The organism is Bradyrhizobium sp. NBAIM03 (assembly GCF_020194055.1).
GTDB classification, from domain to species: domain Bacteria; phylum Pseudomonadota; class Alphaproteobacteria; order Rhizobiales; family Xanthobacteraceae; genus Bradyrhizobium; species Bradyrhizobium yuanmingense.
On record NZ_JADYVS010000005.1, the window covers coordinates 195,663 to 222,106 of the forward strand.

The following is a 26,444-nucleotide window of genomic DNA, read 5'->3' on the forward strand; positions in this document are numbered from 1 at the left end:
CAAATTCGAGGTAAATCCTGCGCAATCCCGGCGGTGGACGGGAACGGGCGAACCGACTAAGCGGAACCAGGACCGCCAGGACGGCAGCGGAGGACCTTCATGCTGGGCATTCACGAGATCGGGCTTTTCATCCTCTCGGGCGTGGTGCTCAACATCACGCCGGGGCCGGATTCGGTCTATGTGATCGGCCGCAGCATGCAGATGGGCTGGCGGGGCGGCGCCGCTGCCGCCCTGGGCATCAGTTGCGGCTGCTTCGTCCATGTCGCGGGCGCGGCGATCGGGCTTTCGGCTCTGCTGATGGCCTCGTCCACGGCCTTTTCGATCCTGAAGCTGGTCGGCGCGGCCTATCTCGTCGTGACCGGTCTTCAGATGCTGTGGTCGCGCCCGACGCTGGCTTCAGACCTGGACGAGCCGGTGCGGAGCTCATTGCAGCGGGTCTTCCTCCAGGGTGTCTTCACCAACGCGCTCAATCCCAAGGTCGCGCTGTTCTTCCTCGCCTTTCTGCCGCAATTCGTCGCAGCCGATGCCCCGCACAAGCCGCTCGCCTTCCTGACGCTCGGCCTGATCTTCATCTTTACGGGGACGCTGTGGTGCCTGGTGCTGGCGGCGTTCGCCGCCAGAGCCGCCTACCGGCTGCGGCAGTCCGAGGGCGCGATCGCCTGGGTCAACCGCGCGCTCGGCGGCCTCTTCATCTATCTCGGCATCCGCGTCGCCATGCTGGAGACACGGTAGCTCCTTCTAGTGAATGAGAAGCGGTCCGATCGAGGCTGCGCTCGGGAGGTTTCGATGATCCGTGGAAGCTGTCTGTGTGGCACCGTGCGGTTCGAGATCGAGAAGGTGCGCGCGCTGACGCACTGCCATTGCGTCAATTGCCGCAAGCTGAGCGGCGCGGCCTTCGCCACCTACGCGCATGTCGATGCCGACAAGTTTCGCTTCGTGGCGGGCGAGGACATGACGGCATCTTACGAATCCTCGCCGGGCAGTATCCGCTATCGTTGCAGGACCTGCGGCTGCCCGACGCCGGGCAAGGCGAGCTATCTCCCGACCGTCAGCATTCCCGCTGGCCTGCTCGATGACGACCCGGAAGTCCGGCCTCGCCTCCACGTTTTCACCTCGTCGCGCGCGTCGTGGTGGACAATCCAGGACGACCTGCCCCAGCACGAAAAATGGGTGCCGGGCTACGGGCCGAAATCGTAAGGCGCTTAAGCGAATTCTTTCGCCAGCGCGCTGCCGGCGAGGTAAAGGCCGAGCAGGATCATCGCGATCAGGAACCAGCGGCGAAACGCCTCCGCCGGCATCCGCGCCCGCACCGATTGGCCGATGAACATGCCGGCAAAGGCCATGGCGAGGCCCAAGGCGCCCGGCACGACATTGGCGGGCGTGAGCAATCCGACCGCAGTCAAATTGAAGGCGAGCGCCAGTGTTGCGGTGGTGAAAAACACCCCGAGCGCCTGCACCAGCTCGTCCTTTTCCATGCCGATCGCCTGCATGAACGGCATCGACGGGATCACCTGCACGCCTGTGGAGGCCGAGATCACGCCGGTGATGACGCCGACCACGCCGCCGACCCATTTCTCGTTCTCCGGCGCGACGTGGAACTCGAACTTGTTCAGGCCGATCACAGCGTAGACGACGAGCAGGGCGCCCAGCACGATCGTGCCGTAGCGCGCATGCGGCCCGGTCAGCGCGCCGGCGTTGAGCCAGCAGCCGACCACGGTGCCGATCATCAGCGGCCACAGCCGCCGCAGGATGTCGCGCAAATACGGGCCGACGAAGGTCTGCCAAATGTTGGTGACGATGGCGGGAACGATGACGATGGCGATGGCGCGGCTCGGCGCCATGCTCACGGCGAGCAGGCCCATCGACACCGTCGGCAGGCCGAGCCCGACCACGCCCTTGACGAATCCGGCGAGGAGGAACACGGCGGCGATGAGGATGAGCAGCGGGTCGATCATGTCTGCACATTGACCGAAGCCGCGCCGGCGCACAATCTGGAGGTTACGGAGAGAGCCTTCGGCCTCAACGAAGGCTCAGGGAGCTCAGGGAGACATCGCATGCGCTTCGACCTGGTCGATCTCCAGCTCTTCATCGCGGTCGCCGACCAGCGAAGCATCACCCGCGGCGCGGAGCGCTCACATCTCGCCCTCGCCTCGGCCAGCGCGCGTATCAAGGGGCTCGAGGATGCGCTCGGCGTCGCGCTGCTCAAGCGCGGGCGCCGCGGCGTCGAGTTGACCGCGGCCGGCGAGAGCCTGCTCGATCATGCCAGGCTCGTGATCCATCAGATCGACGCCATGCGCGGCGATCTCGCCGGCTTTGCCAGCGGCGTGCGCGCCAGCGTGCATTTCCTCGCCAACACGTCGGGCCTGTCTGAGCATCTGCCGAAGGCGCTCGCCGGCTTCCTGCGCCAGCATCGCGACGTCGCCGTCGACATCGAGGAGCGCGAGAGCACCGATATCGCGGCGGCGATCACCGCAGGCGCCGCCGATCTCGGCTTCGCCGCCGAGCACGCGCTGCCCGAGCATATCGAGCGCTTTCCCTTCAGCGAGGATCGCCTGACGCTGGTGACGTCGAAACGCGGCCCGTTCGCCGGCCGCCGCCAGATCGACTTTCAGGAGGCGGAGGCTTGCGACTTCGTCGGCCTCACCAGCGCCACCGCGCTTCAGATGCACATCTCGAAGCACGCTGCGCGGCTCGGCATGCGGCCGCATTTCCGCGCGCGCCTGCGCGACTTCGACGCGATCTGCCAGATGGTCGCGGCCGATGTCGGCGTGGCGCTGGTGCCCGAAGCCGCCGCCCGCCGCTGTGCCAGGACCATGCCGCTCGCCATGGTCCGCCTGCGCGATGCCTTCGCCAACCGCCGCCTCGTGATCTGCGCGCGCAGCTTCAAGGCGCTACCAAAGCCGGCCAAGCTGCTGGTGGAGCATTTGCGAGCCGAGGCGGTGTGAGGAGCTGTTACCCTCCCCTGGAGGGTCAGGACAATCGCAATTGAATTTTGCAGAGGTCGTATGCCCGGGCTTGTCCCGGGCATCCACGTTCTTTGTGCCGCGTGGAAAGGCGTGGATGGCCGGGACAAGCCCGGCCATGACGCTGCCATAGCGGCATCTCATATGCGATAGCCCTGCCCTCCAGGGGAGGGTAAGACACCTACCTCGCCATCTCCGCTCCCGCGTCGGTGATGCAAGCCATCCGCCCGCGCGCTACTGGTTCAAAAGCTTCAACGCTGCCTCGTGCACCCGTGCGTCGCCGGCGGCGATGATGCGGCCGCCGCCTTGGGCCGGCTTGCCTTCCCAGGTGGTGACGACGCCGCCGGCGCCGGTCACGATCGGAATCAGTGCCGCGATGTCATAGGGCTTCAGCTCGGTCTCGACCACGAGGTCGACGTGGCCCGCGGCAAGCATGCAATAGGAGTAGCAGTCGCCGCCATAGCGCGACAGCCGCGCGCTCTTCTCGATGTGGCCGAAAATGGCGCGGTCGCTCTCGTTCATCAGCAGCGGGCTGGTGGTGTAGGTCGTGGCCTCCGACAGCGAAGCGCAGCGGCGGACCTGGAGCCGGCGCTCGCCCGACGGCCCTTTATAATTGGCCGAACCGTTGTCGCCGGAAAAGCGCTCGCCGATGAAGGGCTGGTGCATCATGCCGAACACCGGCGTGCCCTTATGCAACAGCGCGATCAGCGTGCCCCAGATCGGAAAGCCGCCGATGAAGGATTTGGTGCCGTCGATGGGGTCGAGCACCCAGACATAGTCGGCGTCCTCGCGCTCGTTGCCGAATTCCTCGCCGACGATGCCGTGCTGGGGGAAGTTGGCCTTGATCAGCCGCCGCATCACCGCCTCCGCGGCGCGGTCGGCCTCCGTCACCGGGTCGAAATCCTTGGTCTTGCTCTTGTCGTCGATCGACAGCGAGGTGCGGAAGAACGGCAGGATGGTTTCGCCGGAGGCGGTGGCGAGCCGACCGATGAAGGCGGAGAAGTCGATCACCGTCACAGGCGAAATCCTCGAAGCGAAGTTGGAGAGCTTGCCTCCTGCCTAGCTCAATTCGACTGCCGCGTGCAGCGCTGTCTTGATGTTGCTCCCTGGTATTTTGGATGCCGGGGCGGGCTGCCCCATTCCAGTCATCTGCTGGCCAAATATCGATCATGGAGTTGAAATCTTAGTTCCGACCTTGCGTTGTTCGTATACAAATGACTATCAACCCATTGAATTCCCTTATCAAAGAAACTGAATCTGGGTTTCCATAGAAGCAACTGAGCCATGTGCGATTTGCATGGGAAACCGCGCAAAAGCCCTTGCACTTTGTGCGGCGCGGTCGCATATTGTTGCGGTGCGGTAGCGCCTCGCGTTACCGCTGCCCTCCTTGGGCGTTTCCTCCCTAGACTTGGGCCGCTTGCGTCATTCGCGAGCGGCCCTTTTTTCTGAGCCCCGCCGTTTTCATTTGGGGCGCGCAAGCTTGCGAAGCGAAAACGCAGTCGCGCGCAAGGCCTCGTCGTTTCAGAGAAGAAGCTGCGTCCTATTCCGCCGCGGCCTGGAACGGGCCGAGATCGGCGAACGGAATCGTGGTCGCCAGCACGTCGGCGAGAACGCCGAAGTCGGAGGCCACTTGCGCAAAGCGAGCGCTGCGCTCGCGCCGCCGCTCGTCCATGTAGATCGCGCGGTTGAGCTCGAGTTGCACGGCGTGCAGGCCGCTCGCGGGATTGCCGTAATGCTCAGTGATGAAGCCGCCGGCATAGGGCTTGTTGCGGCCGATCGAATAGCCGAGCCCGCTCATGGTCTCCTCGACGCGATCGGGCAAGAGCGGCGTGCAGCTGGTGCCGTAGCGATCGCCGATCACGACGTCGGGCCGGCGCGGCTCGTCCCTGCTGACGCCGACCGACGGCATCGAGTGGCAGTCGACCAGCACCACCGTGCCGAACATCTGGTGCACCTTGTTGATCAGCCGGCGCAGCGCGCGATGATAGGGCTTGTACAGCGTCTCGATCCGTCCCAGCGCATCGTCGACCAGGAGGCGGTCGCGATAGATCTCCTGGCCGTCCCCCACCACGCGCGGAATGGTGCCGAGGCCGCCGGCGACCCGCATCGAGCGCGTGTTGGCGAAGCTCGGCAGCCGGCCGGTGAACATGCGCGGGTCGAGCTCATAGGGCTCGCGGTTGACGTCGACATAGGAGCGGGGAAAGTTGACCCGCACCGTCGGAAAGCCGCGCGCGCTCAGATGGCCGATCAGCTCATCCATGAACGAATCTTCCGACCGTCGCAGCGTGGGCAGGTCGATCCGCGACGCCGCCAGGAATTCTTCAGGATAGGTCGAGCCGGAATGCGGCGAGTTGAAGATGACGGGCGCGCGCCATTCGGCAGGCTCGAAGATCTCGAAGGCTGGCGACATGTCGCCGTCAAAGCGGGTCATCTTCTCAGGCTTCGTCCCTTCGTGCCGCACGATCCGGACAAGCTCCGGGTCCAATGATTCGGCCGATCTCGCGGCTCTTATGTGTCGTCATTGTCCGGAATCGCAACCATTCTGCCAAGCGAAAAGATGTCATGGCCCCTTGGAACACGTCTTAACCGTGCAGGCATCGGGATGGGGACGCGCCGGTCCGGCTCGATTGATCTGGACCTCGTTCCGGTCCACAAAGAGCCGGCAGCGGGGCCGGCGCAGGGTTAAGATTTTCACCCCAAATTTACCCTCTGTCGGGCTTAGTGACCTCTGCTGATATCCTCTGGGGATTCGACGTTTCCTGCCATGCCAAAGATCCTGCTCGCCGAAGACGACAACGACATGCGCCGTTTCCTGGTCAAGGCGCTGGAAAACGCCGGTTTTCAGGTCTCGTCCCACGACAACGGCATGGCCGCCTATCAGCGGCTGCGGGAAGAGCCGTTCGAGATGCTGTTGACCGACATCGTCATGCCGGAAATGGACGGCATCGAGCTCGCCCGCCGAGCCTCGGAACTCGACCCCGACATCAAGATCATGTTCATCACTGGCTTTGCCGCGGTCGCCCTGAACTCGGATTCGGACGCCCCCAAGAACGCCAAGGTGCTGTCCAAGCCGGTGCATCTGCGCGAATTGGTCAGCGAAGTGAACAAGATGCTGGCGGCCTGAATCGGCCCCCTTCCGTCCTTGCGCCGGCTCCCCTGAGCCGTTATACGGACCCCACCCGACACAAGTGGACTTTAGGGCACGTAGCTCAGCGGGAGAGCACTACCTTGACATGGTAGGGGTCACAGGTTCGATCCCTGTCGTGCCCACCACGCTTCGCCTTCGGCTTCGCGTGGCACAGCCTGGAAGATTGCGGCGAAGCGTGTCCGGCGCAGCTCGAAGAGCGAAGACGGACTGGTGCGGCTTGCTCGAAAGCTTCTAGCCCGTTGCAGCGACGCGCAATCCGGCCGCAGTTTCCCGGCCGCTGTCCCGGATGACCCTGCACTCTATCCGGGCTACAATGACATCTCCGACACGAGGCCGCCCATGACCGTGTCCGTCATCGAGCAAGCGAAGATCCAGGCGCAGGTGCTGGTGCCGCTGATCAAGACGTTGCAGGCCGAGCTCGGCGAGGCGCGCGCCAATGCGCTGGTGCGCAAGGCGCTCGGCGATCTCTATCGCGGCTTCGGCGAGGCATTCTGGAAAACCAAGAACGAGAGCAATCTCGGCAAGGCCGTGTCGTCGGCCTTCCGCACCTATGCCCGCGACGATGCGCTCGCCTATGACGTGATCGAACAGACGGCGGACGCCTTCGCGTTCGACGTGACGCGCTGCGCCTATGCCGAGTTCTACAAGGCCCTGGGCGAGCCCGAACTCGGCTTCCTGCTGATCTGCACCGCGGACTTTGCGACCGCGGAGGGGTTCGGTCCCGACGTCAGGCTCACGCGCACGCAGACCATCATGCAGGGCGCCTCTCATTGCGATTTCCGCTACCGCCGGGATGGAGGCGGATCACAGTGAGAGGAGCGATGCGGACGATCTGTCTCGCCATGGCGATGCTGGCGCTGATGGCGCCGCGCGCCGACGCCGCGATCGTCGACTGGCAAGCCGAGCTCCAGCGCTGCCGCAGCTTGCGCCAGAACGTGGCGCCGCTGCTTCAGGCCGGCGAGGGGATCTCCGCCGTCGGCCGCTCCAGCAGGTCCGTCCGCCGCTGCATCTGGATCCAGCGGATGGCGGTGCGGAAGAAAATTCCCGGCGCGGAGGTGTGGTAGCCTGACCGAGCTCATGGTCCCGGCGTGACGAAGGCCGAGATGATCGTGCCGTCGTTGCCGAGCGCGATGTGCCAGTGCGAGGCTGCGCCACCCTGATGCCAGACGGAATAGACGTCCTGTCCTTGTGCGTTCACACCGAGGAATTCGATCGAGGTGATCGGACCCATTTCGGCAAGGCCCGGCTGCAGGCGCGGCAATTGCTTGCGTGTCGCCTCGGCCAAGTCGGCGCTCATCTCGCCGTAATTGGGCTGGCCCGATGCGACGCTCTCGATCAGACGGCGAAGCGCGGCCGCGGTCCCGGGATTGGCGGACCGGCTGCTCATACGAGACTCGATCGCGCGTTGGAGCTCTTGCGCCGTGCTCGTGTCGATGCGTGGCATGGTGTGATCGTTGCCGTGCTGGCGCAGGATCACGGCGGTAGGCACCCCATCCGGCCCGAGGGTAAACCGTAGCTCGACATCGATCTCCCGCGCGGCGAATTCCGTTTCGCCCACCGCGTAATATTGCGCCGAGCTTTGACCGCTCAGCCGTCCGGACAGATGATCCTGTTCACGCGTCACGGTGAAGACGGCGCTATGGAATTGGTATGTTCCGGCATAACGATCCAGCACCGCCTGCGGCAACTGAGTTTCTTTGGCTCTCGAGCGGAGCTGATCCGCAGCATCGGTCTTGGTGCTTTCCTCGTTGCTGCGGCCCGAGCCGGCCTGCTCCGCAGAACGGATTCGGGCCGCCAGGACATTCCAATCGGCCAGCCCGAATAACCTCGCGACGAGCTCGAGGCTCTCGCTGACGGTGAGGGAGACCGATCGGGCGTTGAGGGATTCTCGGAGCGTCTGCGCCATGGCTTTGGCGTCGCGGAAATCGCGCATACTCTGTTCCTTTGCAACATGAACGGAGAATGTCAGGGCTTGCGTTACTGACCCGTTCGCGTGAGCAAAGGAAGCGGGCGGCGGTCCGATACACTTCACCATACCCCGAAGGGCGCAAGCGGCCGGCGGTATCAACCTTTCGAAATTTGCTTGAGAGCGCCATGCTTGTCAACTGACGTCGTCGGCGTCTCGACATGGATCACGCATCACTCTTCCGTTGATGCACGACGCGCAGGCTGCAGCAGCAAGTCCTTCAGTCCGGTCGGATAGAGCTTCGGCCCGCCGTCCAGGTCGAGATCGGCAAGGTCGAACCACCGCGCGACGATCTGCTCTCCATTGTCCTCGCGGAAGTCGATGCGCTCCCGGCCGGCGAATGCGCCATCCGGAAACGCGACCTCCGCGATGTACATCACCTCGTGCCCGGTCGATCCCTCGTGCACAAAGATGTTCTCCAGCATCAAGGGCTCACCCACGATGCCGACGTCGATGCCGAGCTCTTCGTTGAATTCCCGCACCAAGGCCGCGCGCCAGCTCTCGCCGAACTCGATCTCGCCGCCGAGCGGGCGCACCCCCTTGATCCGCCCCGCATCGTCGCGCACCTCGGCCGCCAGCAGCCGCCCGCCGCGCCAATGCAGGCCGATAGCGACGACGCGGATACCGGGATGTGGGCGCCAAGTGGTCATGGCGGATCGTTAATCCGTGTCGCATGCTTTCGCAACGAGGGACGAGATCGTGTGCTTGCGATGGCGAGATGAGAGACCCGTCACTCCACCAGATACTTCTTCACCGCCGCTTCGTCCCACGCGATCCCGTTGCCCGGCTCCTCGCTCGGCAGCGCAAAGCCGTCCTTGATCTGCAGCCGCGTTGCCAGCACCGCGTCGGCCCAGTCGACATATTCCAGCCAATGCGCGGTCGGCGTCACGCAGAGCAGATGCGCGCTGACTTCAGAGAACAGGTGCGACGACATCTCGATGCCGGCAGCATGGGCAAGCGAAGCGGCGCGGAGCCAGCCGGTGACGCCGCCAATGCGCTGGACATCAGGCATCACGTAGTCGCAGGCCTCTGCCGAGAGCGCGGCTTGCATGGAAAACGCGCTGTCAAAATTCTCGCCGATCTGGACCGGCGTCTGCAGCGCGTCGGCAATGCGGGCGCAACCGGCATGATCGTCGTGGCGGATCGGCTCCTCGATCCAGCTGAGGCCCTCGTCGTCGAGCATCTCACCGCGGCGGATCGCTTCGGTGACCGTCAGCGCCTGGTTGTAGTCGCACATCAGCGTGACCTCGTCGCCGACGGCCTTGCGCACCGCGCGCACGACGGCGAGATCCTCCCGCGCATCGCGTCGGCCGACGCGGATCTTTGCGGCGTGAAACCCCTCGGCCAGCAGCTTGTGGGCTTCCTCCACCGCGGCGCCTGCCGGCATGATGCCGAGCCCCTTCGAGTTGTAGGCGCGCACTGGCTTCGGCGTGCCGCCGAGCAGGCGGGCGAGCGGCAGGCCGCGCGAGCGCGCCAGCGCGTCCCATGCCGCCATGTCGATGCCGGATTGCGCCAGCCGCTGCAGGCCGGCGAGGCCCAGCAGCGTGAAGCGCTGGCTCAGCTTGCGCTCGATCTCGAACGGCAGCAGCTCGTCGCCGGCGACGAGGTCCGACATTTCCGTGACCATCGCCGCCAGCGGCTTCAAGGCCGAGGGCGTGAGCGAGAACAGATAGGAATGACCCACCGCGCCGTGGTCGGTCTCGCAGTCGATCAGCACCAGCGGTGCCTTGGCGACCGCCCCGGTCGCGGTCTGGAGCGGCAGGTTCATCGGCACGATCACGGGACGTGCCTGGAAGCGCTTGATGCGGACGGTCTCGGTCATGGCTCTCTCCCGGCGGAGCGGATGCAGGTCGGCGCCGATCTTAAGCATCCGTGATCAAACGAAAAGGCGCTTGCTGCGACCACCATAAAATGGGGTTGCGCCGGCCGGCAATTCTTGGCTCTGTGCCGCCGCATGCATTGTCTCGGATTCCGGAAGGATTTGCGACAAAATCGCACAGAACGGAGCCACAGGGTGAAACAAGAGATCTCCGAACAACAGCGCAAGAGTGGCATTCTCACCGGCGCCGTGATCGTCTTCCTCCTGCTCGCCCTGCCGGTCGCGGTGTGGCTGGACCTGACCGAGCTCAGCAAGACGGCGCTGCGCCGGCAGGCGATCGATCTCAACTCGGTGATCACGAGCGTGCGCAGCTACTACGCCTCCAACGTGGTCGGGCGCGTGCTCGCCAACCCCAACGGCAGCACCAAGGTCGTGCACAATTACGAATCGGTGCCCGGCGCGATCCCGATCCCCGCGACGCTGTCGCTGGAGCTCGGCCGGGTGATCGGCGCCCAGCAGGAGAACATCACCTATCGCTTCGTCTCGGACTTCCCGTTCCAGAACCGCGCTCCGCACCAGCTCGACAAGTTCGAGAAGGACGCGCTCGATGCGCTGCGCCGGGATCCCGAGCAGAAGATCGTGGAGACCGAAACCTCGCTGTTCAACGACAAGGTCCGCCTGGTTGCGCCCGTCACGATGGGGCCGGCTTGCGTCAGCTGCCACAACAGCCACCCCGAAAGCCCGAAGAAGGACTGGAAGGTCGGCGACGTCCGCGGCATCCAGGAGGTGATCATCGCCCAGCCGATCGCCGCCAACATTTTCTCGTTCAAGTTCCTGCTGGCCTATTTCGTGATCGCCGCCGGGAGCGGACTGGCGTTCCTGTCATTGCAGCGACGTCAGGCGCGCCGCATCAAGAACATGAACAAGGAGCTCGAATCCGCCAACGACTTCCTGGCCTCGCTGTCGATGAAGATCTCGCGCTACATCCCTCCGCAGGTCTACAAGAGCATCTTCTCGGGCCAGAAGGACGTCACCATCCATACCGAGCGCAAGAAGCTCACCATCTTCTTCTCCGACATCCAGAACTTCACCGCCACCGCCGAGCGGCTGCAGCCGGAGCAGCTGACCCAGCTCCTCAACGAATATTTCACGGAAATGTCGGCGATCGCCCACGAATATGGCGGCACCATCGACAAGTTCATTGGCGATGCCATGCTGATCTTCTTCGGCGACCCCGAGACCAAGGGCGATCGCGCCGATGCACAGGCCTGTCTGCAGATGGCCTGGCGCATGCAGCAGCGCCTTGCCGAGCTCAATGCGAAATGGCGGGCGTCCGGCATCGAGCAGCCGTTCCGCTCGCGCATGGGCATCAACTCGGGCTATTGCAATGTCGGCAATTTCGGGAGCGCCGACCGCATGGACTACACCATCATCGGTGCGGAGGCGAACCTCGCCGCGCGCCTGCAATCGATCGCTGAGCCCGGCGGCATCGTCTTGAGCTACGAGACCTTCGCCCTCGTCAGCGACATCGTCCGCGCGCATGCGCTGCCGGCGATCACGATGAAGGGCATCAGCCGCGAGGTGATCCCCTATTCGGTGGATGCACTGAGCGACAAAGCTGCGGAGAACAGCGGCATCATCACCGAACGCGCACCGGGCCTCGAGCTCTATCTCGATCCCGCCGTGGTGAAATCAGGCGACGCCGCACGCGTCCGCTCGCTGCTGGAGAACGCGCTGGCCTCGCTCAAGCCGGCGTGAGGGGAGGGTAAGTGACCTCACCTTGCCGCCCCTTCCGTGAACGCCGTCTCGATCACATCCCCAAATGGCTGCCACGACCGCCCGTCGAACTGCACCAGCCGCATCTGCCTGATCGGCAGGTAGCGGTTGGGCGAGGTGTTCATCCTGATGTTGGGCAATGCGACCGAAGGCTGATAGTCCCTGAGCGAGGCCGCCTGGCGCATGATGTTGTCGCGTGAAAAATCGTCGCCGCATTGCTTCAGCACCTGCGTCAGCGCCTCGGCCGCGGCGTAGCCATAGACGGCCGCACTGTTGTTGGTGCTTTCGACCCGATGGTATTTGTCCATGAAGGCGAACCAGTCCTTCATGCCGGGATCGTCCTTCCAGGCGGGATCGCTCGGATCCTTCAAAAAGGCCGCCGAAATCACGCCGGCAGAGTTTTCCAGCCCCGCGGGCGCCATCGCGTTGGCGATCGAGGCGGAGGCATCGTTGACGATGAAGACGGGACGCCAATTCAGGGACGCTGCCAGCTTGATCACCTTGGATGCGGTCGAGGGCACGCCGAGGAAGACGAAGATGTCGGCGCCGGCGCGCTTGAGGATCGAGACGTGCCCGTCGAGATGCTCGTCGGCAAGGTCGAAGGCGATGTCGACCAGGACGTGACGGTTGAGATCGCCGAGTCCCTCCTGGATGCCCTTGTAGAGCATGCGCCCGAACTGGTCGTTCTGCCAGAGCACGACGATCTTCTTCCTCGGGTAAGAGGCCTGGATGTAGTTGGCGTAGATGCGCCCTTCCGACCGGAACGACGGCTGCCAGCCCATGGTCCAGGGAAACGCGCTCGGCTGGCTCAGCTCCTCGTCGCCGGAGGCGACGAACAGTTGCGGGATCTTCTTCTCGTTCAGGTACGAGCGCGTGACGAGATTACCGGGCGTGCCGAACGAACCGAACATCAGGTGCACGCCGTCCTTCTCGACCAGCTTGCGCGTCAGCTCGAGCGCGGTCGCCGGATCGGAATTGTCGTCGCGGGTGATGAAGCGGATCTTGCGGCCATTGATGCCGCCGCGCGCGTTGACCATGTCGAAATAGGCCGCTTCCGCCTGGCCGATCGCGCCGAATTCCGAGAGCGGCCCCGAATACGGCATAACATTGCCGATGCGGATTTCCTCATCGCTTGCGGGTTGATCCGAGTGCTGCTGCCGCGACATCGCGCCCAGCGATGCGATGGCAATCACGGAAACGAACAGCATCCTGCCGATGACGCGCATGTTCGATGCCTTGTGGTTGGCCCCCAACGAGGTCGGCTCAATCCCCACCAAGGCCGCTTGATCTAGGTCAAGCGTTTGGCAATCGTGTGGCTGTCGCGCTTCGATGAAAGCGGCAGGCGTGCTGCCGCAACGCGTTACGGCAACCCTCGCGCTTCCAGCTGACGCACCAGCAGCAGCGTCGGCTCCGCGAGGCTGTCGCCGGAACCATCGAGGCCGAAGGCGTTCGCGATGCCGTCGCGGCTGCGCAGCAGCGTGCTGCGCGGGCAATGGCCGGCGCCGCACAGCGTCTTCTTCAGCGTCTCGCCTTGCGCCACGAGGCCGGCGGAATCATCCGCGGCCCAGGCCAGCACGATCGGCACGTCGACATTGAGGATGCCGGGGAATACCGAGCGCTTGTCGTACTGGGTGGCGTCACCGCCGAGATAGGCCTTCTCGCTGTCGCTCGCGTCCTTGCCGACGCGGTAGATTCCGGACACCAGCACCACGCCCGCGACGTCGGCGCCGGCGGTCTGCAGCTCGGGATGCGCCAGCATGGTCGCGACGTGGAAGGCGCCGGCGCCGTAGCCGACCGCGACGATCTCGCGGGCATCGCCGTTGAAGAGGTCGATATTGCCATGAACCCAGGACAGCGCCGCGGCCACATCGGCCGCGCCGGCCGGCCAGGTCGCCGCGGGCGCCAGGCGATAATCGACGCGGACCCCGATCATGCCGTTGCGCGCGGCAAAGCACATCGCCTGGTCCTGGATCTGGCGCGACAGCTCCGGCGCTCCGCGGTCGCCGGTGAAGGTATCTCCCGTCACGAACAGCAGCACCGGCCGCGGCGTGTCGGCCTTGGTTGCGCTGGTCGCGACATCGAGCACATTGGCCTCGCTCTCGCCATAGCGCAGGCCGCGCGAGAAGGTGACCTGCTCGCATAGCCGTGCGGTGCCGCCTGCGGTGGTGTCGGAATCGGTGAGGCCCGCCTGCACGAGACCCGAGGGCGGCGGGAGCCGGCCCGGCACGGGTGCGTGCGCGGAGGCCGCGGTCATGGCCAGAAACAGGAAAAATGTCAGATAATTCTTCATGGGTGTGGCGGCCTTGCGGGGCTCATACTGGCTCGCTGATCTGGCTCGTCTTTTCGATTCATCTCATTAGTCAGCCGGCCTTGAGGCGAATTCGCGGCACCTTGGATGCGCAGCCGCCGTTTATCCCGATCCGTCAGGCCGTTGTCCAGCGCCGCCGAGGCTCGCGCCTGAAACGGCTTTCTACTGTGCATGGGGTTGTTTTCGCACCTTTTGTTTTGGCCTGGTCCGTCAGGCCCGCTTCATCGTCCGGAAGGTGATGGAGTAGCGCCGCGCCGCGACCGGCGGGATGCTGTGCTCCCATTGCGACCGCGCCTCGCCATCCATCATGTAGAGCGAGCGCGGCAGGGCGGTGAGCGTGTGGCGCTCCCAGGTCTCGCCCTTGCGGCGGCGGAAGCGGAAGTTGCACGGCGAGCCCAGTGACAGGCCGAGGACCTTGTCGAAATGCGGCTTGTCGCGATGCCAGCCGATGCCGACACCGACCTCGTATTCGGTGCACAGCACCTGCCGGACGGTGCCCTCCGGCAGCGCCGCCCAGGCCTCGGCCTGGCGCGCGACCGGTCGCACCCAGTCCGGGATCGGATCGGCCTCGGCCAGACGCTGCAGCGTGTAGTCGTAGCGATAGCCGAACGACGCCACCCGGCGGTTGCCCTCGAACGCGCCGAACTGAAAGCGCTGGAGCGGCAATGCTGCGATGCGGCCGATCAGATCCTGCTCGGCGGCATGATCGATAAAATCGTCCGTGTAGCGAAGTCCGGCCGGGCCTTTCTGCGGGTCGGCGAACAAACCTAGCTGCGTCATGCCTCGCATTTCCGTGATGGAACCTGTTGGCGGCTGATGCGACTTATCTATGACGCGGGAAGAAACGTGCGAGGCTGTCATGGCAGAGAAGCATACCGCCGATCCGGTTGAGATCATGCGGGCGACCGGTCATCCTGAGTTGGAATACGCCGCCGGCTGGACCATCGCCGGTCTCGCCACCATCGGCACCATCGTCGCCGTCTGGGTCTTTGCGATCTAGGCAACCGGAAACTGGAGCTCGAAGGCTGCGCCCTCGTCGGTCGGCTTAAGCCTGATCGAGCCGCCATGGCTCGCCATCACCGCGCGCGCGATCGCCAGCCCCATCCCGGTGCCGCCCTGGTCGCGGCGGGTGGTGAAGAACGCATCGAAGATCCTGTCGCGGTTCGGCGCCGAGATCGGCTCGCCGTCATTGCTGACCGTCACAAGCACGGTCGTCCGTGCGTCGACCGCCTCCAGCCTGATCGTGCCGGCCTTGTGCCGCACCGCATTGTCGGCGATGTGCGACAGCACGATCAGCGCCTTCTCCGAGGACATTCCGATCGCCCGGTCGAGGCTGCCGCTGGCCTCGATCGCGCTTGCCGGAAACCGGCTTCTGAGATCGGCGATCACGGGTGCCAGCTCGGTGCGCTCGTTCTGCGGCAGGCTCTCGGCGCGGGCGAGCTCCCGCAGCCGCTGCGCCATCGCCTCCAGCCGCTGGGTATCCGACAGGATGTTGGCGATGAAGGTGTTCTGCTCGGCCGGCGTCAGGCCCTCGGCCTTGCCCTGAACCGAATCCTGCAGCAGCTCGGCCGCGCCCTTGATCGAGGTCAGCGGCGATTTCAGCTCGTGGGTGAGATGGGCCGAAAAGGTCGCGATATAGTCGGAGCGCCGCGCCAGCTGCTCGGCCATGCCGAGAAAGCTGTGCGAGAGCTGGGCGAACTCGCGCGTGCCGTAATGCTTCAGCGGCTGGAACGCCTCCCGGTCGCCGCGGCCGATTCGGGCGGCGCGGTCGATCAGCTCGCGCATCGGCAGCGTGATGGTGCGTGAGAACACGAGGCCGATCGCGATGGTGCCGAGGATGACGGCAAGGCCGGCCAGCACGAACTTGGCCCGCTCCTGATAGAGATGGTCGAAAATGTTGCTCGGCGTGCGCGTCGTGTAGATCACGCCGGCGACGCGGTTGTTGACGATGACGGGCATCGCCGAAAACACGTGCACGCCGAGGCCGCGGCTGAAGGAATAGATCGGCGGCGGCGGCTTGTCCGGCACGCGGTTGCGTAAAGTCGCGCGGTATTGCCCGTGCAGGGCGTCCGCGACCTCCTCGATATGGGCGAGCGACTGCCCGACCTCCTGCCGCCCGGCAATCACCACGCCTTGCGGATCGAGGATGCGAAAGCCGGCCAATGTCACCTTCTGGGTCTCGCGGATGATCGGCGTCAGCCTGGCCCCGATCTCGACATAGGCTGCTTGCGCCTGCCCGGGCGCGGGCAATGCGTCGGGCCGCCGCCGCAACAGGTCGTTCGCGGTGAGGTCGAGCGCGGGGCGGATCGGTGTGACCTGGTCGCCGGGATCGGGCAGCACGCCCGGCGGCACCTCGGCGCCGAGCACGAGGCCGCTGTCGAGCCGGGCCGTCACCTCCTGCGCATAGATCGTCGCCAGCACGCGGCTCTGTGCGATCAGCTCGGCCTGGGTCTGGCGGATCAGCTGGTTGTCGTAGAGACGGAAGAAGAACAGGCCGACCAGCGGCAATATGCCGACCGTCGCCAGCACCGTGAAGATCACGAGGGTGAGCGACGGCCGCCATTTGTCGGGCGCGGCGCTCATGTCTCTTTCTCGCAGCGGCCGAGCTTGAAGCCGACGCCGTGGATGGTCTCGATCACGTTGTCGCAAGCAAGCGCCGCGAGCTTGGCGCGGATGTTGCGGATATGGCTGTCGATGGTGCGGTCGGAGACCTGGATGTTGAGCTGATAGGCTGCGCGCATCAACTGCTCGCGGTTGAACACCGATGTCGGCCGGGACAGGAACGCGCGCAGGATGCCGAACTCGATCGCGGTCAGCTTCAGCGGCGTGCCGGCAAAGGACGCGACATGCTGTTCGGGATCGATCAGCAGCCCGCCTTGCGTCAGCGCGGTGGGCCCGGCCTTGGCCTCGCCGTTGCGCGGGCTGAGGCGGCGCAGGATGACATTGACCCGCGCCACCAGCTCGCGCGGGCTGAACGGCTTCGTGACGTAGTCGTCGCCGCCGATCTCGAGGCCCAGGATACGGTCGATCTCCTCGTCGCGCGCCGACAGGAACAGGATCGGCACGTCGGAGACTTTGCGAATCTCGCGGCAGACGTCGAGGCCGTCGAACTCGGGCATGCCGATGTCCAGCACGATGAGATCGGGCCTGTCGGCGGCAAAGCGGAGAAGCGCCTCCTTGCCGTCGCGGGCCTCGATCACGTCCATGCCGGCCTTCTTCAGGGCGACGCGGATGACCTCGCGGATGTGGCCTTCGTCGTCGACGATGAGAATGCGATGCGCCAAGAAACTCTCCGTGTCCTCGTCAACTCGCCGGCTGGCTGCCGGCCTGAGCTTTCGCCTCGGCGTCCAGCCTGCGCTGGAGTCGCCAGTTGCGAAAGCCCCAGCTTCGCCAGGCCAGGTCCTGACGCTGCTGTTCTACAAGGCGGTCGCGGCGCGACACAAGGCAGCCCTCTTTGACGGCGGGCCGTAGCGCGATCGCCTTGTCGATGGCTGGCACCGCCTGCGGCCCGAGCGTCAGGAGATAGTCGATGTCGATCTGCACGCCTTTTCCCGAAACTTCCCGGCTGTGGACGACATTGTAGTCGGCGATGAAGGCGTCGAAGTTCACGAGCGAGCAGCCATAGAGCACGATCGCCAATGCGGCGAGATTGGCGCCGATCAGCCATTGATTGGACCTGTCGAGCACGATGCGCGCGACGATCAGGATCAGGCCGAGCGCTACCAGTCCCATCCAGACGAACGCTGCAATCCGCCAATAGGTCAGCATGTAGATGTCGACATAGAGATCGAGCCGGCGGATGGAGGAGACGACCAGCAGCACGTTCTGCCCGACCCAGAGATAGACCAGCGGCCGGACCACCTTCGATTTCTCGGCCGGTCCGCCCGGGCGCATCGCCACCAGCACGAAGGCAGCGGCGAGCAGGGCGGTCGCGATCAGCGGATAGGCGCCGCGATGGGCGTAGGCCGCATAGGTCATGTTGTCGGGCAGCGCCGCGTGGCCCCAGAGATAGATGCCGTCGAGAATGGACTGTGCCGCGAACAGCAGGTTGAACAGGATCAGCGAGCGCAGGATGGTGGAGGCGCCGAGAAATTCCGCCGAGACCAGGGGCGGCTGCGGTGACACGGGGCCCTCGGCCACGGCCGCGGCGACGATCGCACTGCGCCGCCAGCGCACATGGATGAACGGCCAAACCAGAGCCAGCATCAAGGTCCAGAACAGGACGCGCCACATATTGACATGGTTGAAGATGACCTTGGGATTGAGCAGGGACACCCATTGCTCGATCACCGGATTGGCGGCGGCGAACAATGCGATGAAGACGGTGCTGAGCGCAGCGGGCATCAGCCAGAGCGCGATGCCGCGGGTGAACGCCGACATGTTGAACATCTGGGGCGCCTCGAGGAAGAGCCTGAAGGGACCGACCAGGAGGAAATTGCACAGCGCGCGGGCGCGGTCGGTGACCCCGGTCGTATCAGGATTGGTCGCAAGCAACAGCGCAATCGTCAGCGACGCGACGAGGATCAGGAAGGACAGCGTGTTGAGCTCCTCCACGGCCGGCGCGAGGCCGGCGGCGACGATGGCCCCGCTGATCATCGCGCGCCGCCAGTCCAGGGCCGCGTGATTGAACAGCAACGAAACGCAGGCGGTCGCGATCGCAAACAGCGCCAGCGACAGCCCGATCCGCTGACCGTAGAACAGCCAGTCGGCGAGCCCGGCCAGCAGCAGCGCCATTGCGAGCTTGGCCGACAGTGCAGAAGGCCTGATCGGTTGGATATCCGTCGTCGAAGCCAGGCTCGTCATGTCCAGAAAGTCTCCGTGAATGGTGGCATCACGAATTCTGAACGGCACTTGTGCAGACGGCGGGATCATCGTCTGCACGGCTTCAGGAGTTTCTTGCAGTTTTCGTGCAGGCGCGCTTTTGCCTCTCGCGCAGCGCGATTCGCTTTGCTAGGTGCGAAACATTCATCGCCCATCGCACCTGGTGCATCATGCAATTGCTCAACCGCATCGGTCTCGCCCTGCTCTGGCTCGCCGCGCCGCTCGCTGCATTTGTCGCCGCGAACAAGAACGATCCCTATCTGCTCGTGCTGCGTGGCGCCGGAAACATCTCCCTTGTCGTCGCAAGCATCGCAATCGTCGCTCTTTTGTTGCGCAGCGGTCACTGGCGCACCTTCGCCGGCAAGGCGCTCGTCGTGCTCTGGTGCGTGCCGCCTGTCTTGATGTCCGCCGCGCATCTGAAGTTCGAGCTGCGCAAGCATGACGTTCTCGGCGCCGGCGCCGCCGAAGCGCGGCAGCTCGGGCCGCACTTCATGGTCGGCTATTCCTCCTTTCCCGAGGTCGCGCGTCTCGCCAGGCAGGGCCTGATCGGCGGCGTCTATGTCACCCGGCACAACATCCGCGGCCGTGCCATCGAGACGCTGCGGGCCGAGATCGCGGCGCTGCAGGATCTCAGGCGCGCAGCCGGCCTGCCGCCGCTGATCGTCGCCGCCGATCAGGAGGGCGGAATCGTCGGGCATCTTGCGCCGCCGCTGACGAAAGTGCCGGCGCTGGCGACGCTCACGGGACTGGCTTCCGATGAACAGCAGGCCAAGGCCGAGGAGTTCGGCCGCATCCACGGTCGCGAGCTCGCCCACGTCGGCGTCAACCTCAATCTTGCGCCGGTGCTCGACCTCAAGCCGCCGGCGCGGCGCAACCGTCTCGATTTCCACACGCTAATCGGCCAGCGCGCGATTGCGAGCGATCCCACCGTCGTCAGCACCATCGCGAGCGCCTATGTGCGCGGGCTGGAAGAGACGGGCGTTGGCGCCACGCTCAAGCATTTTCCCGGCATCGGCCGCGTGCGCGCCGACACGCATCATTTCAGCGCCAATCTCGACACGCCGGTGAAGGAGCTGGAAGCAACCGACTGGCTCCCGTTCCGCGAGGTGCTGTCGCATTCGCGCAGCGCCCTCATGGTCGGCCACGTCACGCTCACAGACGTCGATCCCGATCGCGCCGCCTCGCATTCGAAGCGCGTCGTCGACGGGATCATTCGTGGGACGTGGGGTTACCAGGGCGTGGTGATGACCGACGATCTCATCATGGGCGCAATCTACCAGAACGACGTCTGCAAGGCCGTGGTCGAGGCGATCAATGCCGGCGTCGATCTGCTGCTGGTCGCCTATGACGGCGCGCAGTTCTACCGTGTCTTTGCCTGCGCCCTGGAAGGATCGCGACAGGGCAGGCTCGACGCGGCGATGCTGCATGCGAGCAGCGCGCGCCTGGAGCGCGGCTTTTCGACCATGCAGGCACGAGCTGCCTCACGCGCCATCAGCGTCGCCCGGCAGAACTAGCCCTTCGCGAACTGGCGGTAGTCCGGTTCACGGTGAAACCAGAACTCGTAGCCGGAGATGCCCTTTTGCATGGCAACGTCGTGGATCGGCTGGTTGAGCGGAACCACGGGGACGTCGCGCATACAGAGCGCGATGAAATCCTTCACCGTCCTGTCGTATTCGGCGGCATCGGTGGTGAAGCGCGCCTTGTCGATCAGGGCGTCCATCTCCTTGTTCTTGTATGAGGAGATGTTGAAGATCGAGTTGTTGCCGTGGAAATTCCAGTAGAAGTAATATTCGGGATAATCGAGCCAGCCGCTGAAGCGGTTGAGCGCGAGCGGCAGCTCCTTCTTGTTCAGCGTCGTGCGCCAGTTCGCGCCGGGAATCTTTTCGATTGCCGCCTTGATGCCGATCTTGGCGAGATTCTCCTGGATCAGGATCGCGGTCGGCTCGCCGACGGTGGCGGTGCCTGTGTCCAGCGACAGCGTCGTCTCCAGGCCGGCTTCGAAGCCCGCTTCCTTCAGCAGAGCCTTGGCCTTGTCGAGATCGGTGACGTAAGGAAACGGTTGCGGCCACACCGGCTTTGAGACTTCGGCGGTGCCGCCATACATGGGAACGGCGCGGCCGAAGAAGGCGCTGGTCTGAATCTGCTCGTACGGCATGGCCCAGGCGATGGCCTGGCGCAGCTTGACATTGTCGAACGGCGGCTTGGCGGTGTTCAGCGCGACGTACCACAGCGCGTTCGGGATCGGCACGCCCGAGACCTTGACCTTGCCCTCCTTGATGATCTGCTCGAAATCGCGCGGGGCAAAGCCGCTGGAAATATCCGCATCGCCCCGCTCCAGCATGGCACGCCGCGTGCCGGCGGAGGGAACGTCGCGGGCGATCACGCGCTTGACCTTCGGCAGCGGCCCGCTCTTCCAGTCGTCGAAGCGCGTCAGCACGGTCTCGCTGCCCGGCTTCCAGCTCTCGATCTTGTAGGCGCCGCCGCCGGCCTCGTTGTTCTTCAGCCAGGCCAGCGCCCACGGATCTTCCGGCGTCGCGTTCTTCCTGGCGAGCTCGGAATTGATGATGAAGGGCACGACGACGGCCACGTTGAACAGCAGCATCTTGTCCTTGCGGACATAGTCGATACGGAAAGTGTGGTCGTCGACCACCACGAACTGCTCCGGCTTTTCCAGCGATCCCGCCGACATCTGGAAGGTCGGAAAGCCGCCGACCTTCACGGCGCGGTCAAACGACCATTTGACGTCCTTGGCGGTCACAGGCGTGCCGTCGTGGAATTTTGCGTCCTTGCGAAGCTTGAAGGTGCAGGACATGCCGTCGGCGGCGACCTCCCAGCTCTCGGCGAGCTCGGGCGCGAGCTTCTCGCGGTCATACGACAACGTGCCGTCCGGCAGTGTCTTGGAGGCGTAGGTGAGCAGGCGGTCGTAGCAATTCCAGGACAGGCCGTTCACGGTCTGGTTGGAGCCGACGCCCTGCATGTCCAGCGAGTTCGGCCCGAGCTCCTGCACCACCAGCAGTGTCTCGCTGCGCCCCTGCGCCCGAGCGAGGCGCGGAGCAAAGGCCGCCGTACCGGCGACACCGAGGCCGCCCAGCACGACGCTGCGGCGGTTCAAATCGAGGGGTGAAATGCTCAAGGGTGCCTCCCGTTCCGGAAATTGTCCGGCATCGAGAGGCAAGGTGTATGCCACAGCGAGGAAGTGCCAAGCCGCCCCACGAAGACGCGAGGCGGCTTGGATTGATAGGCGTTGCGCGTCGGCTTAGGTCTACTCGGCCTGCTCCAGCGCGGCGGGCATCTTCGCCACCGACATCAGCGATCGCGCGACCTGGTTGAGCAGGAGATCGGCGTTCTCTTCCTCGGCGAGGGATTTGGAGAGCAGGCCGACGATGGCGCTGTGGCGCAGCTGCTGCGCGAGGTTGCGCGCGGTGGTATAGCCGGACATCTCGTAATGCTCGACGCGTTGCGCCGCGGAGATCAGCGCGAGGTCGGCGGCAGCGTCCTCCTTCTCTTGGCTTTCCTTCATGACCTCCTGGCCTTCCTCGATCAGGCCCATCATGCCCTTGCAAGGCTTGGCGCGGGCGTTCTCGCCGAGCAGCTCGAAGCACTCGTTGATGCGCTCGACCTGATTTTCGGTCTCGGCCAGATGCTGCTCGAACAGCTCGCGCAACTGATCGAAGCGGGCGGCCTGCGCCATCTTCGGGAGCGCCTTGGTCAGCTGCTTCTCGGCATGGAGGATGTCACGCAGCTCATGCAGCAGCAGATCGGTCAGGCCCGCCTCGTCGACAGGCGGTGAGCTCTCCGCGACGATCGACGGGGCAGCGCCGGGATCGGAGGATTGCAGCGCAGGCGATTCTGTGAACACCCAGTCCTCGCCCTCGTTCCAGGGACCGCGGGTATCGATTTCGCCGTGGTCGCCGCTACCGGTGGAATCGTTGAAGTACTGGTTGACGAGGCCGGGCGTCGGGGCAATCCGGCCGATGCTGAAGGCCGGCTTCGACAGGCTCTCGAGCGCGCGCGCGAACGCCTTCATATGCGTGATCTCGCGCGTCATCAGGAATTGCAGCGCGTCCTTGCTGCCGGCATCGTCGCAAAAATTGATCAGGCGCTCGTAGACGATCTTGGCACGCGCTTCTGCCGCGATGTTGCTGCGGAGATCGACGTCGAGCTCGCCCGTGATCTTGAGATAATCGGCGGTCCAGGGATTGCCTTGCGAGTTGAACAGATTGACGCCGCCTCCGCCGGCAATCGCGATCAGCGGATCGGCCTCCGCCGCCTGGCGGTCGTTCCGCGAGGGCGCAAGATGCATCCGGGCGAGGCAACCGACGACCTCGAGATGGCTGAGCTCTTCGGTGCCGATATCCATCAAGAGGTCCTTGCGGTCGGGATCCTCGCAATTCAGTCCCTGAATCGAATATTGCATCGCAGCCGCAAGTTCGCCGTTGGCGCCGCCGAACTGCTCGAGGAGCATATTGCCGAAGCGCGGATCGGGTTCGTCGACGCGCACGGTGAACATCAGCTTCTTGACGTGGTGATACATGGGGAGACTCGCGTGCTGGAGAGAAACTACGCGACAACGAGGCCTCCAGCCGTTCGTTCCTAAGTCTCTCCAGGATCGAGGCTGTCGTTGCCCCGGACCTCTGCCAGGGAGCGCGATGGCTTACGGCGTCACCGCACTGCGCGCGACGGCGCGCGGAGCCGTCAGTTCCTTCCAGGTCGAATTTGCCACATGCACCGGCGAGAAGGCGGGACGTTCGACGTATTGTCCATCGCCGGCCTCGGCGCGCAGGTCGCCATCCTTCCAGACGATACGGCCGCGAGACAGCGTCGCGGCCGCACCGCCGGTGCAGGCAAAACCCTCGAACACGTTGTAATCGATCCGGCTCATCTGCCGCTTGGCGCTGATGGTCTTGCTCGCCTTGGGATCCCACACCACGATATCGGCATCCGAGCCGACGGCGACCGCGCCCTTGCGCGGATAGATGTTGAGGATGCGGGCGATGTTCGCCGAGGTCACCGCGACGAATTCCTCTTTGGTCAGCCGCCCCGTGGCGACGCCCGCGGTCCAGAGCAGCGCCAGGCGATCTTCGAGGCCGCCGGTGCCGTTCGGGATCTTCCTGAAATCGCCGCGCCCGAACCGCTTCTGCTCGGTGGTGAAGGCGCAATGATCGGTCGCAACCACCTGGAGCGAGCCGGCTTGCAGGCCGGCCCAGAGGCTGTCCTGATGCTGTTTGTCGCGGAACGGCGGCGACATCACGCGCTGTGCGGAATGGTCCCAGTCCTTGTTCCGGTATTCGCCGGCATCGAGCAGCAGATGCTGGATCAGCGGTTCGCCATAGACCCGCTTTCCACTGGCCCGCGCGCGAGCGATGGCCTCATGCGCCTCGCGGCAGCTGGTGTGGACGATATAGACCGGCGTGCCCGTCATGTCCGCGATCATGATGGCGCGGTTGGTGGCTTCGCCCTCGACCTCCGGCGGCCGTGAATAGGCGTGGCCTTCCGGGCCGGTGACGCCGCGCGCAATCAGCGCGTCCTGCATCAGGGCGACGACGTCGCCGTTCTCGGCATGGACGACAGGCATGGCGCCGAGATGGGCGCAACGCGCGAACGAGTTGTAGAGCTCGTCGTCGTTCACCATCAGCGCGCCCTTGTAGGCCATGAAATGCTTGAAGGTGTTGATGCCGTAGGTCCTGACCACGATCTCCATCTCGTCATGAATCTGCTTCGACCACGACGTCACCGCCATGTGGAAGCCGTAGTCGCTGGCCGCCTTCTCGGATTTGTGCCGCCACTCCTGATACGCCGCGAGCATGGATTGGCCGGGATCGGGCAGGCAGAAATCCACCACCATGGTGGTGCCGCCGCTCAGCGCCGCCTTGGTTCCGGATTCGAAGTCGTCGGCGGTGACGGTGCCCATGAACGGCATTTCGAGATGGGTGTGCGGATCGATCCCGCCCGGAATGACGTAGGCGCCGCCTGCATCGATGATCTCGCTACCTGTCGGGGCATCGAGCGAGGCGCCGATCGCGACGATGGTCTCGCCGTCGATCAGCACGTCCGCGCGGCGCGAATGATCGTGATTGACGACGGTGCCGCCGCGGATGAGGAGGGGCATGAGGTGCTCCGAGAGGTGAGGGACGGCTCGAAGGCTAAGCGCGCGACTGGCGATGCGACAGGTGAAATTTTAGTCAGCCGCCGCCGCTCCTTTCACGTCGTGCGCGATCAGCCCGTCGATCATCGCGCGCACGAGGCCCGTGATCTCCTTGCGCAGCGCCGGCAGCGGCACGGCCACCAGCTTCTGCTCCAGCCCGAGCGCCACCATGCCATGCACGGCCGAGAACAGGCTGCGTGCGGTGATGCCGAGTTCCTCCGGGCTGCGCCCAGGAAACAGTGCGGCCAGCGGCTGGTAGATATGACGGAACAGCTGCATCTGGTCGTGCACGGACCAATCCGGCACCAGCTTGCCCGTCTCCATCCGGTGCTCGAACAGCGCGCGCCAGAGCTGGAGGTTTTCGGCGGCGAAATCGCAATAGGCGAGGGCGATGCGGACCAGGGATTCCCGTGGCGATGGCTCGCCGGCATTTGTTGCGAGAGTCAGCGTCTCGTCGAGCCGGAGCAGCGTGCGCGAGCCGACCCGCAGGATCAGTTCGTCGACATCAGCCACGAGATTGTAGACCGCGCCATTGGCGCAGCCGATCTCGCGGGCCAAATCGCGGGTCTTGAGACCCGCCAGCCCCCGCTCGGCGATCATCTGTTCGGCCGCCTGGATCAGGGCCGCACGCAATTTCTCTCGCCGTTCCAGGGCCTTAGTCATTCTTAAACCAAATTCTTGAGCGTCGCTCAAAATAATATTGAACGATGTTCAAGGTTCCTGCTACAAACCATCTGTGAGCAGCGCTCATAGACAGGGAGCAACCAATGTTCAAGACCGTCGTGACCCTCTTCCGCGGCAGCGTCGCCGCTGCGGGCGAGGAACTGGAAGATCGCACCGCCCTTCTGATCCTGGATCAGCAGATGCGCGATGCAGCCGCAGCCGTCGAGCGCAGCAAGCGCACGCTGGCGCTGGCAATCGCGCAGGACCAGCAGGAAGGCCGCAAGCTCGAGGCCACGAATGCGCGTATCGCCGATCTCGAGACCCGTGCCGTTGCGGCGCTGGATGGCGGCCGCGAGGATCTCGCCAAGGAGGCCGCCGAAGCCATTGCGGCGCTGGAGGCCGATCGCGATGCGGCCATGACGGCGCGCGCGCTGTTCGCGACCGAGATCATCAGGCTGAAGCGCCACGTCGCCAACGCGCAGGCCCGCATCACCGAGCTCGATCGCGGTCGCCGGATCGCCCGCGCCTCGGAAGCGGTGCGCTCGCTTCGCCGCAGCGGCATCGAGGCCGCGCGCCCCTATGAATCGACATTGCCGGAGGCGGAGGGGACGCTGAGGCGTCTGCGCGAGCGGCAGATGGAGGCTCAAGCGGCCGACGATGCCCTGGTCGAGCTCGACGCGGCCACCGGCCCGCTCGCCACCGCCGAACGACTCGCCGAGCAGGGCTTCGGCCCGCGGCTCAAGACGACCGCAGACGACGTGCTGGCGCGCTTGAAGTCCAGGCGCATGCCGGCGGCCTGATCTCAAGTTCCAACCCGAACACCATCATCATTCCA

26 protein-coding genes and 1 tRNA gene are annotated in these 26,444 nt (G+C 64.9%); 11 read left to right on the forward strand and 16 right to left on the reverse strand.

Annotated elements, in window-relative coordinates; all coding sequences use genetic code 11:
- The first annotated feature begins 99 nt into the window (after positions 1 to 99).
- Positions 100 to 732 (forward strand): LysE family translocator, encoded by a 633-nt coding sequence (locus I6F21_RS09705; protein WP_225140993.1) that lies wholly within the window; start codon positions 100 to 102, stop codon positions 730 to 732.
- A 54-nt stretch (positions 733 to 786) separates the two neighbouring features.
- On the forward strand, positions 787 to 1,197 hold the full coding sequence (locus tag I6F21_RS09710; RefSeq protein ID WP_036021404.1) for a GFA family protein: 411 nt from the start codon (positions 787 to 789) through the stop codon (positions 1,195 to 1,197).
- A 5-nt stretch (positions 1,198 to 1,202) separates the two neighbouring features.
- Here I6F21_RS09710 and I6F21_RS09715 read toward each other — a convergent pair whose 3' ends face one another.
- The gene (locus tag I6F21_RS09715) at positions 1,203 to 1,955 is read right to left on the reverse strand and encodes a sulfite exporter TauE/SafE family protein (protein ID WP_225134581.1); all 753 of its coding nucleotides are present in this window, start codon (positions 1,953 to 1,955) and stop codon (positions 1,203 to 1,205) included.
- A gap of 99 nt (positions 1,956 to 2,054) precedes the next feature.
- Between I6F21_RS09715 and I6F21_RS09720 the strand changes: the two genes are divergently transcribed.
- Entirely contained in the window at positions 2,055 to 2,945 is an 891-nt protein-coding gene (locus I6F21_RS09720) for a LysR substrate-binding domain-containing protein (RefSeq protein ID WP_225126466.1), read from the forward strand.
- A 252-nt stretch (positions 2,946 to 3,197) separates the two neighbouring features.
- Here I6F21_RS09720 and hisN read toward each other — a convergent pair whose 3' ends face one another.
- Positions 3,198 to 3,980 carry a histidinol-phosphatase gene (gene hisN, locus I6F21_RS09725; RefSeq protein ID WP_036021430.1) on the reverse strand — a complete coding sequence of 261 codons (783 nt, stop codon included), beginning with the start codon at positions 3,978 to 3,980 and terminating at the stop codon, positions 3,198 to 3,200.
- Positions 3,981 to 4,503: 523 nt separating this feature from the next.
- The gene (locus I6F21_RS09730; RefSeq protein WP_036021434.1) at positions 4,504 to 5,394 is read right to left on the reverse strand and encodes an N-formylglutamate amidohydrolase; all 891 of its coding nucleotides are present in this window, start codon (positions 5,392 to 5,394) and stop codon (positions 4,504 to 4,506) included.
- Between the two features lie 333 nt (positions 5,395 to 5,727).
- Here I6F21_RS09730 and I6F21_RS09735 point away from each other — a divergent pair, with 333 nt between their 5' ends.
- The 4 genes from I6F21_RS09735 (at position 5,728) to I6F21_RS09750 (ending at position 7,175) form a co-directional block, all read left to right on the forward strand.
- Positions 5,728 to 6,087 carry a response regulator gene (locus tag I6F21_RS09735; protein WP_007597092.1) on the forward strand — a complete coding sequence of 120 codons (360 nt, stop codon included), beginning with the start codon at positions 5,728 to 5,730 and terminating at the stop codon, positions 6,085 to 6,087.
- Between the two features lie 74 nt (positions 6,088 to 6,161).
- A tRNA-Val gene (locus I6F21_RS09740) sits at positions 6,162 to 6,236 on the forward strand.
- A 214-nt stretch (positions 6,237 to 6,450) separates the two neighbouring features.
- Entirely contained in the window at positions 6,451 to 6,924 is a 474-nt protein-coding gene (locus I6F21_RS09745; protein ID WP_225126464.1) for an L-2-amino-thiazoline-4-carboxylic acid hydrolase, read from the forward strand.
- Between the two features lie 8 nt (positions 6,925 to 6,932).
- Positions 6,933 to 7,175 (forward strand): hypothetical protein, encoded by a 243-nt coding sequence (locus I6F21_RS09750; protein ID WP_035997826.1) that lies wholly within the window; start codon positions 6,933 to 6,935, stop codon positions 7,173 to 7,175.
- Positions 7,176 to 7,186: 11 nt separating this feature from the next.
- Here the strand turns inward: I6F21_RS09750 and I6F21_RS09755 are convergent, their stop codons facing one another.
- From I6F21_RS09755 to I6F21_RS09765, 3 genes are all read right to left on the reverse strand, one after another.
- Complete coding sequence (locus tag I6F21_RS09755) at positions 7,187 to 8,179, reverse strand: glyoxalase superfamily protein (RefSeq protein ID WP_225126461.1); 993 nt, start codon at positions 8,177 to 8,179, stop codon at positions 7,187 to 7,189.
- Positions 8,180 to 8,250: 71 nt separating this feature from the next.
- Positions 8,251 to 8,727 (reverse strand): NUDIX hydrolase, encoded by a 477-nt coding sequence (locus I6F21_RS09760; protein WP_035997832.1) that lies wholly within the window; start codon positions 8,725 to 8,727, stop codon positions 8,251 to 8,253.
- An 80-nt stretch (positions 8,728 to 8,807) separates the two neighbouring features.
- Positions 8,808 to 9,899: an enolase C-terminal domain-like protein gene (locus I6F21_RS09765; RefSeq protein WP_036021436.1), complete on the reverse strand. Its 1,092-nt coding sequence runs from the start codon at positions 9,897 to 9,899 to the stop codon at positions 8,808 to 8,810.
- A gap of 192 nt (positions 9,900 to 10,091) precedes the next feature.
- Between I6F21_RS09765 and I6F21_RS09770 the strand changes: the two genes are divergently transcribed.
- Positions 10,092 to 11,654, forward strand: a complete 1,563-nt coding sequence (locus I6F21_RS09770; protein WP_035997835.1) for an adenylate/guanylate cyclase domain-containing protein — start codon at positions 10,092 to 10,094, stop codon at positions 11,652 to 11,654.
- A 17-nt stretch (positions 11,655 to 11,671) separates the two neighbouring features.
- Here the strand turns inward: I6F21_RS09770 and I6F21_RS09775 are convergent, their stop codons facing one another.
- The 3 genes from I6F21_RS09775 to I6F21_RS09785 form a co-directional block, all read right to left on the reverse strand.
- The gene (locus I6F21_RS09775; protein WP_225183091.1) at positions 11,672 to 12,898 is read right to left on the reverse strand and encodes an ABC transporter substrate-binding protein; all 1,227 of its coding nucleotides are present in this window, start codon (positions 12,896 to 12,898) and stop codon (positions 11,672 to 11,674) included.
- 134 nt (positions 12,899 to 13,032) lie between these two features.
- Entirely contained in the window at positions 13,033 to 13,962 is a 930-nt protein-coding gene (locus I6F21_RS09780) for an alpha/beta hydrolase (protein ID WP_225183092.1), read from the reverse strand.
- Between the two features lie 228 nt (positions 13,963 to 14,190).
- Positions 14,191 to 14,760, reverse strand: coding sequence for an alpha-ketoglutarate-dependent dioxygenase AlkB (locus I6F21_RS09785; protein WP_225183093.1), 570 nt, complete (start codon positions 14,758 to 14,760; stop codon positions 14,191 to 14,193).
- A 79-nt stretch (positions 14,761 to 14,839) separates the two neighbouring features.
- Here I6F21_RS09785 and I6F21_RS09790 point away from each other — a divergent pair, with 79 nt between their 5' ends.
- On the forward strand, positions 14,840 to 14,980 hold the full coding sequence (locus I6F21_RS09790; protein ID WP_167361649.1) for a hypothetical protein: 141 nt from the start codon (positions 14,840 to 14,842) through the stop codon (positions 14,978 to 14,980).
- On the opposite strand, the gene I6F21_RS09795 is transcribed toward I6F21_RS09790, so the two are convergent.
- Genes I6F21_RS09795 through I6F21_RS09805 form a run of 3 tightly spaced genes read right to left on the reverse strand, consistent with a single transcriptional unit; the run spans position 14,977 to position 18,783 of the window.
- Positions 14,977 to 16,563, reverse strand: coding sequence for an ATP-binding protein (locus I6F21_RS09795; RefSeq protein ID WP_225111643.1), 1,587 nt, complete (start codon positions 16,561 to 16,563; stop codon positions 14,977 to 14,979). The two genes, I6F21_RS09790 and I6F21_RS09795, sit on opposite strands and share 4 nt — an antisense overlap.
- Positions 16,560 to 17,264 (reverse strand): response regulator transcription factor, encoded by a 705-nt coding sequence (locus I6F21_RS09800; protein WP_225111644.1) that lies wholly within the window; start codon positions 17,262 to 17,264, stop codon positions 16,560 to 16,562. The genes I6F21_RS09795 and I6F21_RS09800 overlap by 4 nt, the downstream gene beginning before the upstream one ends.
- Before the next feature lie 19 nt (positions 17,265 to 17,283).
- Positions 17,284 to 18,783: a DUF4173 domain-containing protein gene (locus I6F21_RS09805; RefSeq protein WP_225183094.1), complete on the reverse strand. Its 1,500-nt coding sequence runs from the start codon at positions 18,781 to 18,783 to the stop codon at positions 17,284 to 17,286.
- Positions 18,784 to 18,971: 188 nt separating this feature from the next.
- Here I6F21_RS09805 and I6F21_RS09810 point away from each other — a divergent pair, with 188 nt between their 5' ends.
- A complete protein-coding gene (locus I6F21_RS09810) occupies positions 18,972 to 20,315 on the forward strand; it encodes a glycoside hydrolase family 3 N-terminal domain-containing protein (RefSeq protein WP_035997880.1) in 1,344 nt (447 codons plus the stop codon).
- On the opposite strand, the gene I6F21_RS09815 is transcribed toward I6F21_RS09810, so the two are convergent.
- The 4 genes from I6F21_RS09815 to I6F21_RS09830 all read right to left on the reverse strand — a co-directional run bounded on the left by I6F21_RS09815 (position 20,312) and on the right by I6F21_RS09830 (position 25,609).
- The gene (locus I6F21_RS09815) at positions 20,312 to 21,934 is read right to left on the reverse strand and encodes an ABC transporter substrate-binding protein (RefSeq protein ID WP_225183095.1); all 1,623 of its coding nucleotides are present in this window, start codon (positions 21,932 to 21,934) and stop codon (positions 20,312 to 20,314) included. The two genes, I6F21_RS09810 and I6F21_RS09815, sit on opposite strands and share 4 nt — an antisense overlap.
- Positions 21,935 to 22,063: 129 nt before the next feature.
- Positions 22,064 to 23,335: a DUF892 family protein gene (locus I6F21_RS09820; protein ID WP_035997886.1), complete on the reverse strand. Its 1,272-nt coding sequence runs from the start codon at positions 23,333 to 23,335 to the stop codon at positions 22,064 to 22,066.
- 120 nt (positions 23,336 to 23,455) lie between these two features.
- Positions 23,456 to 24,910, reverse strand: a complete 1,455-nt coding sequence (gene hydA / locus I6F21_RS09825; protein WP_035997890.1) for a dihydropyrimidinase — start codon at positions 24,908 to 24,910, stop codon at positions 23,456 to 23,458.
- Between the two features lie 69 nt (positions 24,911 to 24,979).
- Complete coding sequence (locus I6F21_RS09830) at positions 24,980 to 25,609, reverse strand: TetR/AcrR family transcriptional regulator (protein WP_109142402.1); 630 nt, start codon at positions 25,607 to 25,609, stop codon at positions 24,980 to 24,982.
- 104 nt (positions 25,610 to 25,713) lie between these two features.
- Between I6F21_RS09830 and I6F21_RS09835 the strand changes: the two genes are divergently transcribed.
- Positions 25,714 to 26,409, forward strand: coding sequence for a PspA/IM30 family protein (locus tag I6F21_RS09835; RefSeq protein WP_035997892.1), 696 nt, complete (start codon positions 25,714 to 25,716; stop codon positions 26,407 to 26,409).
- Positions 26,410 to 26,444 lie beyond the last annotated feature (35 nt).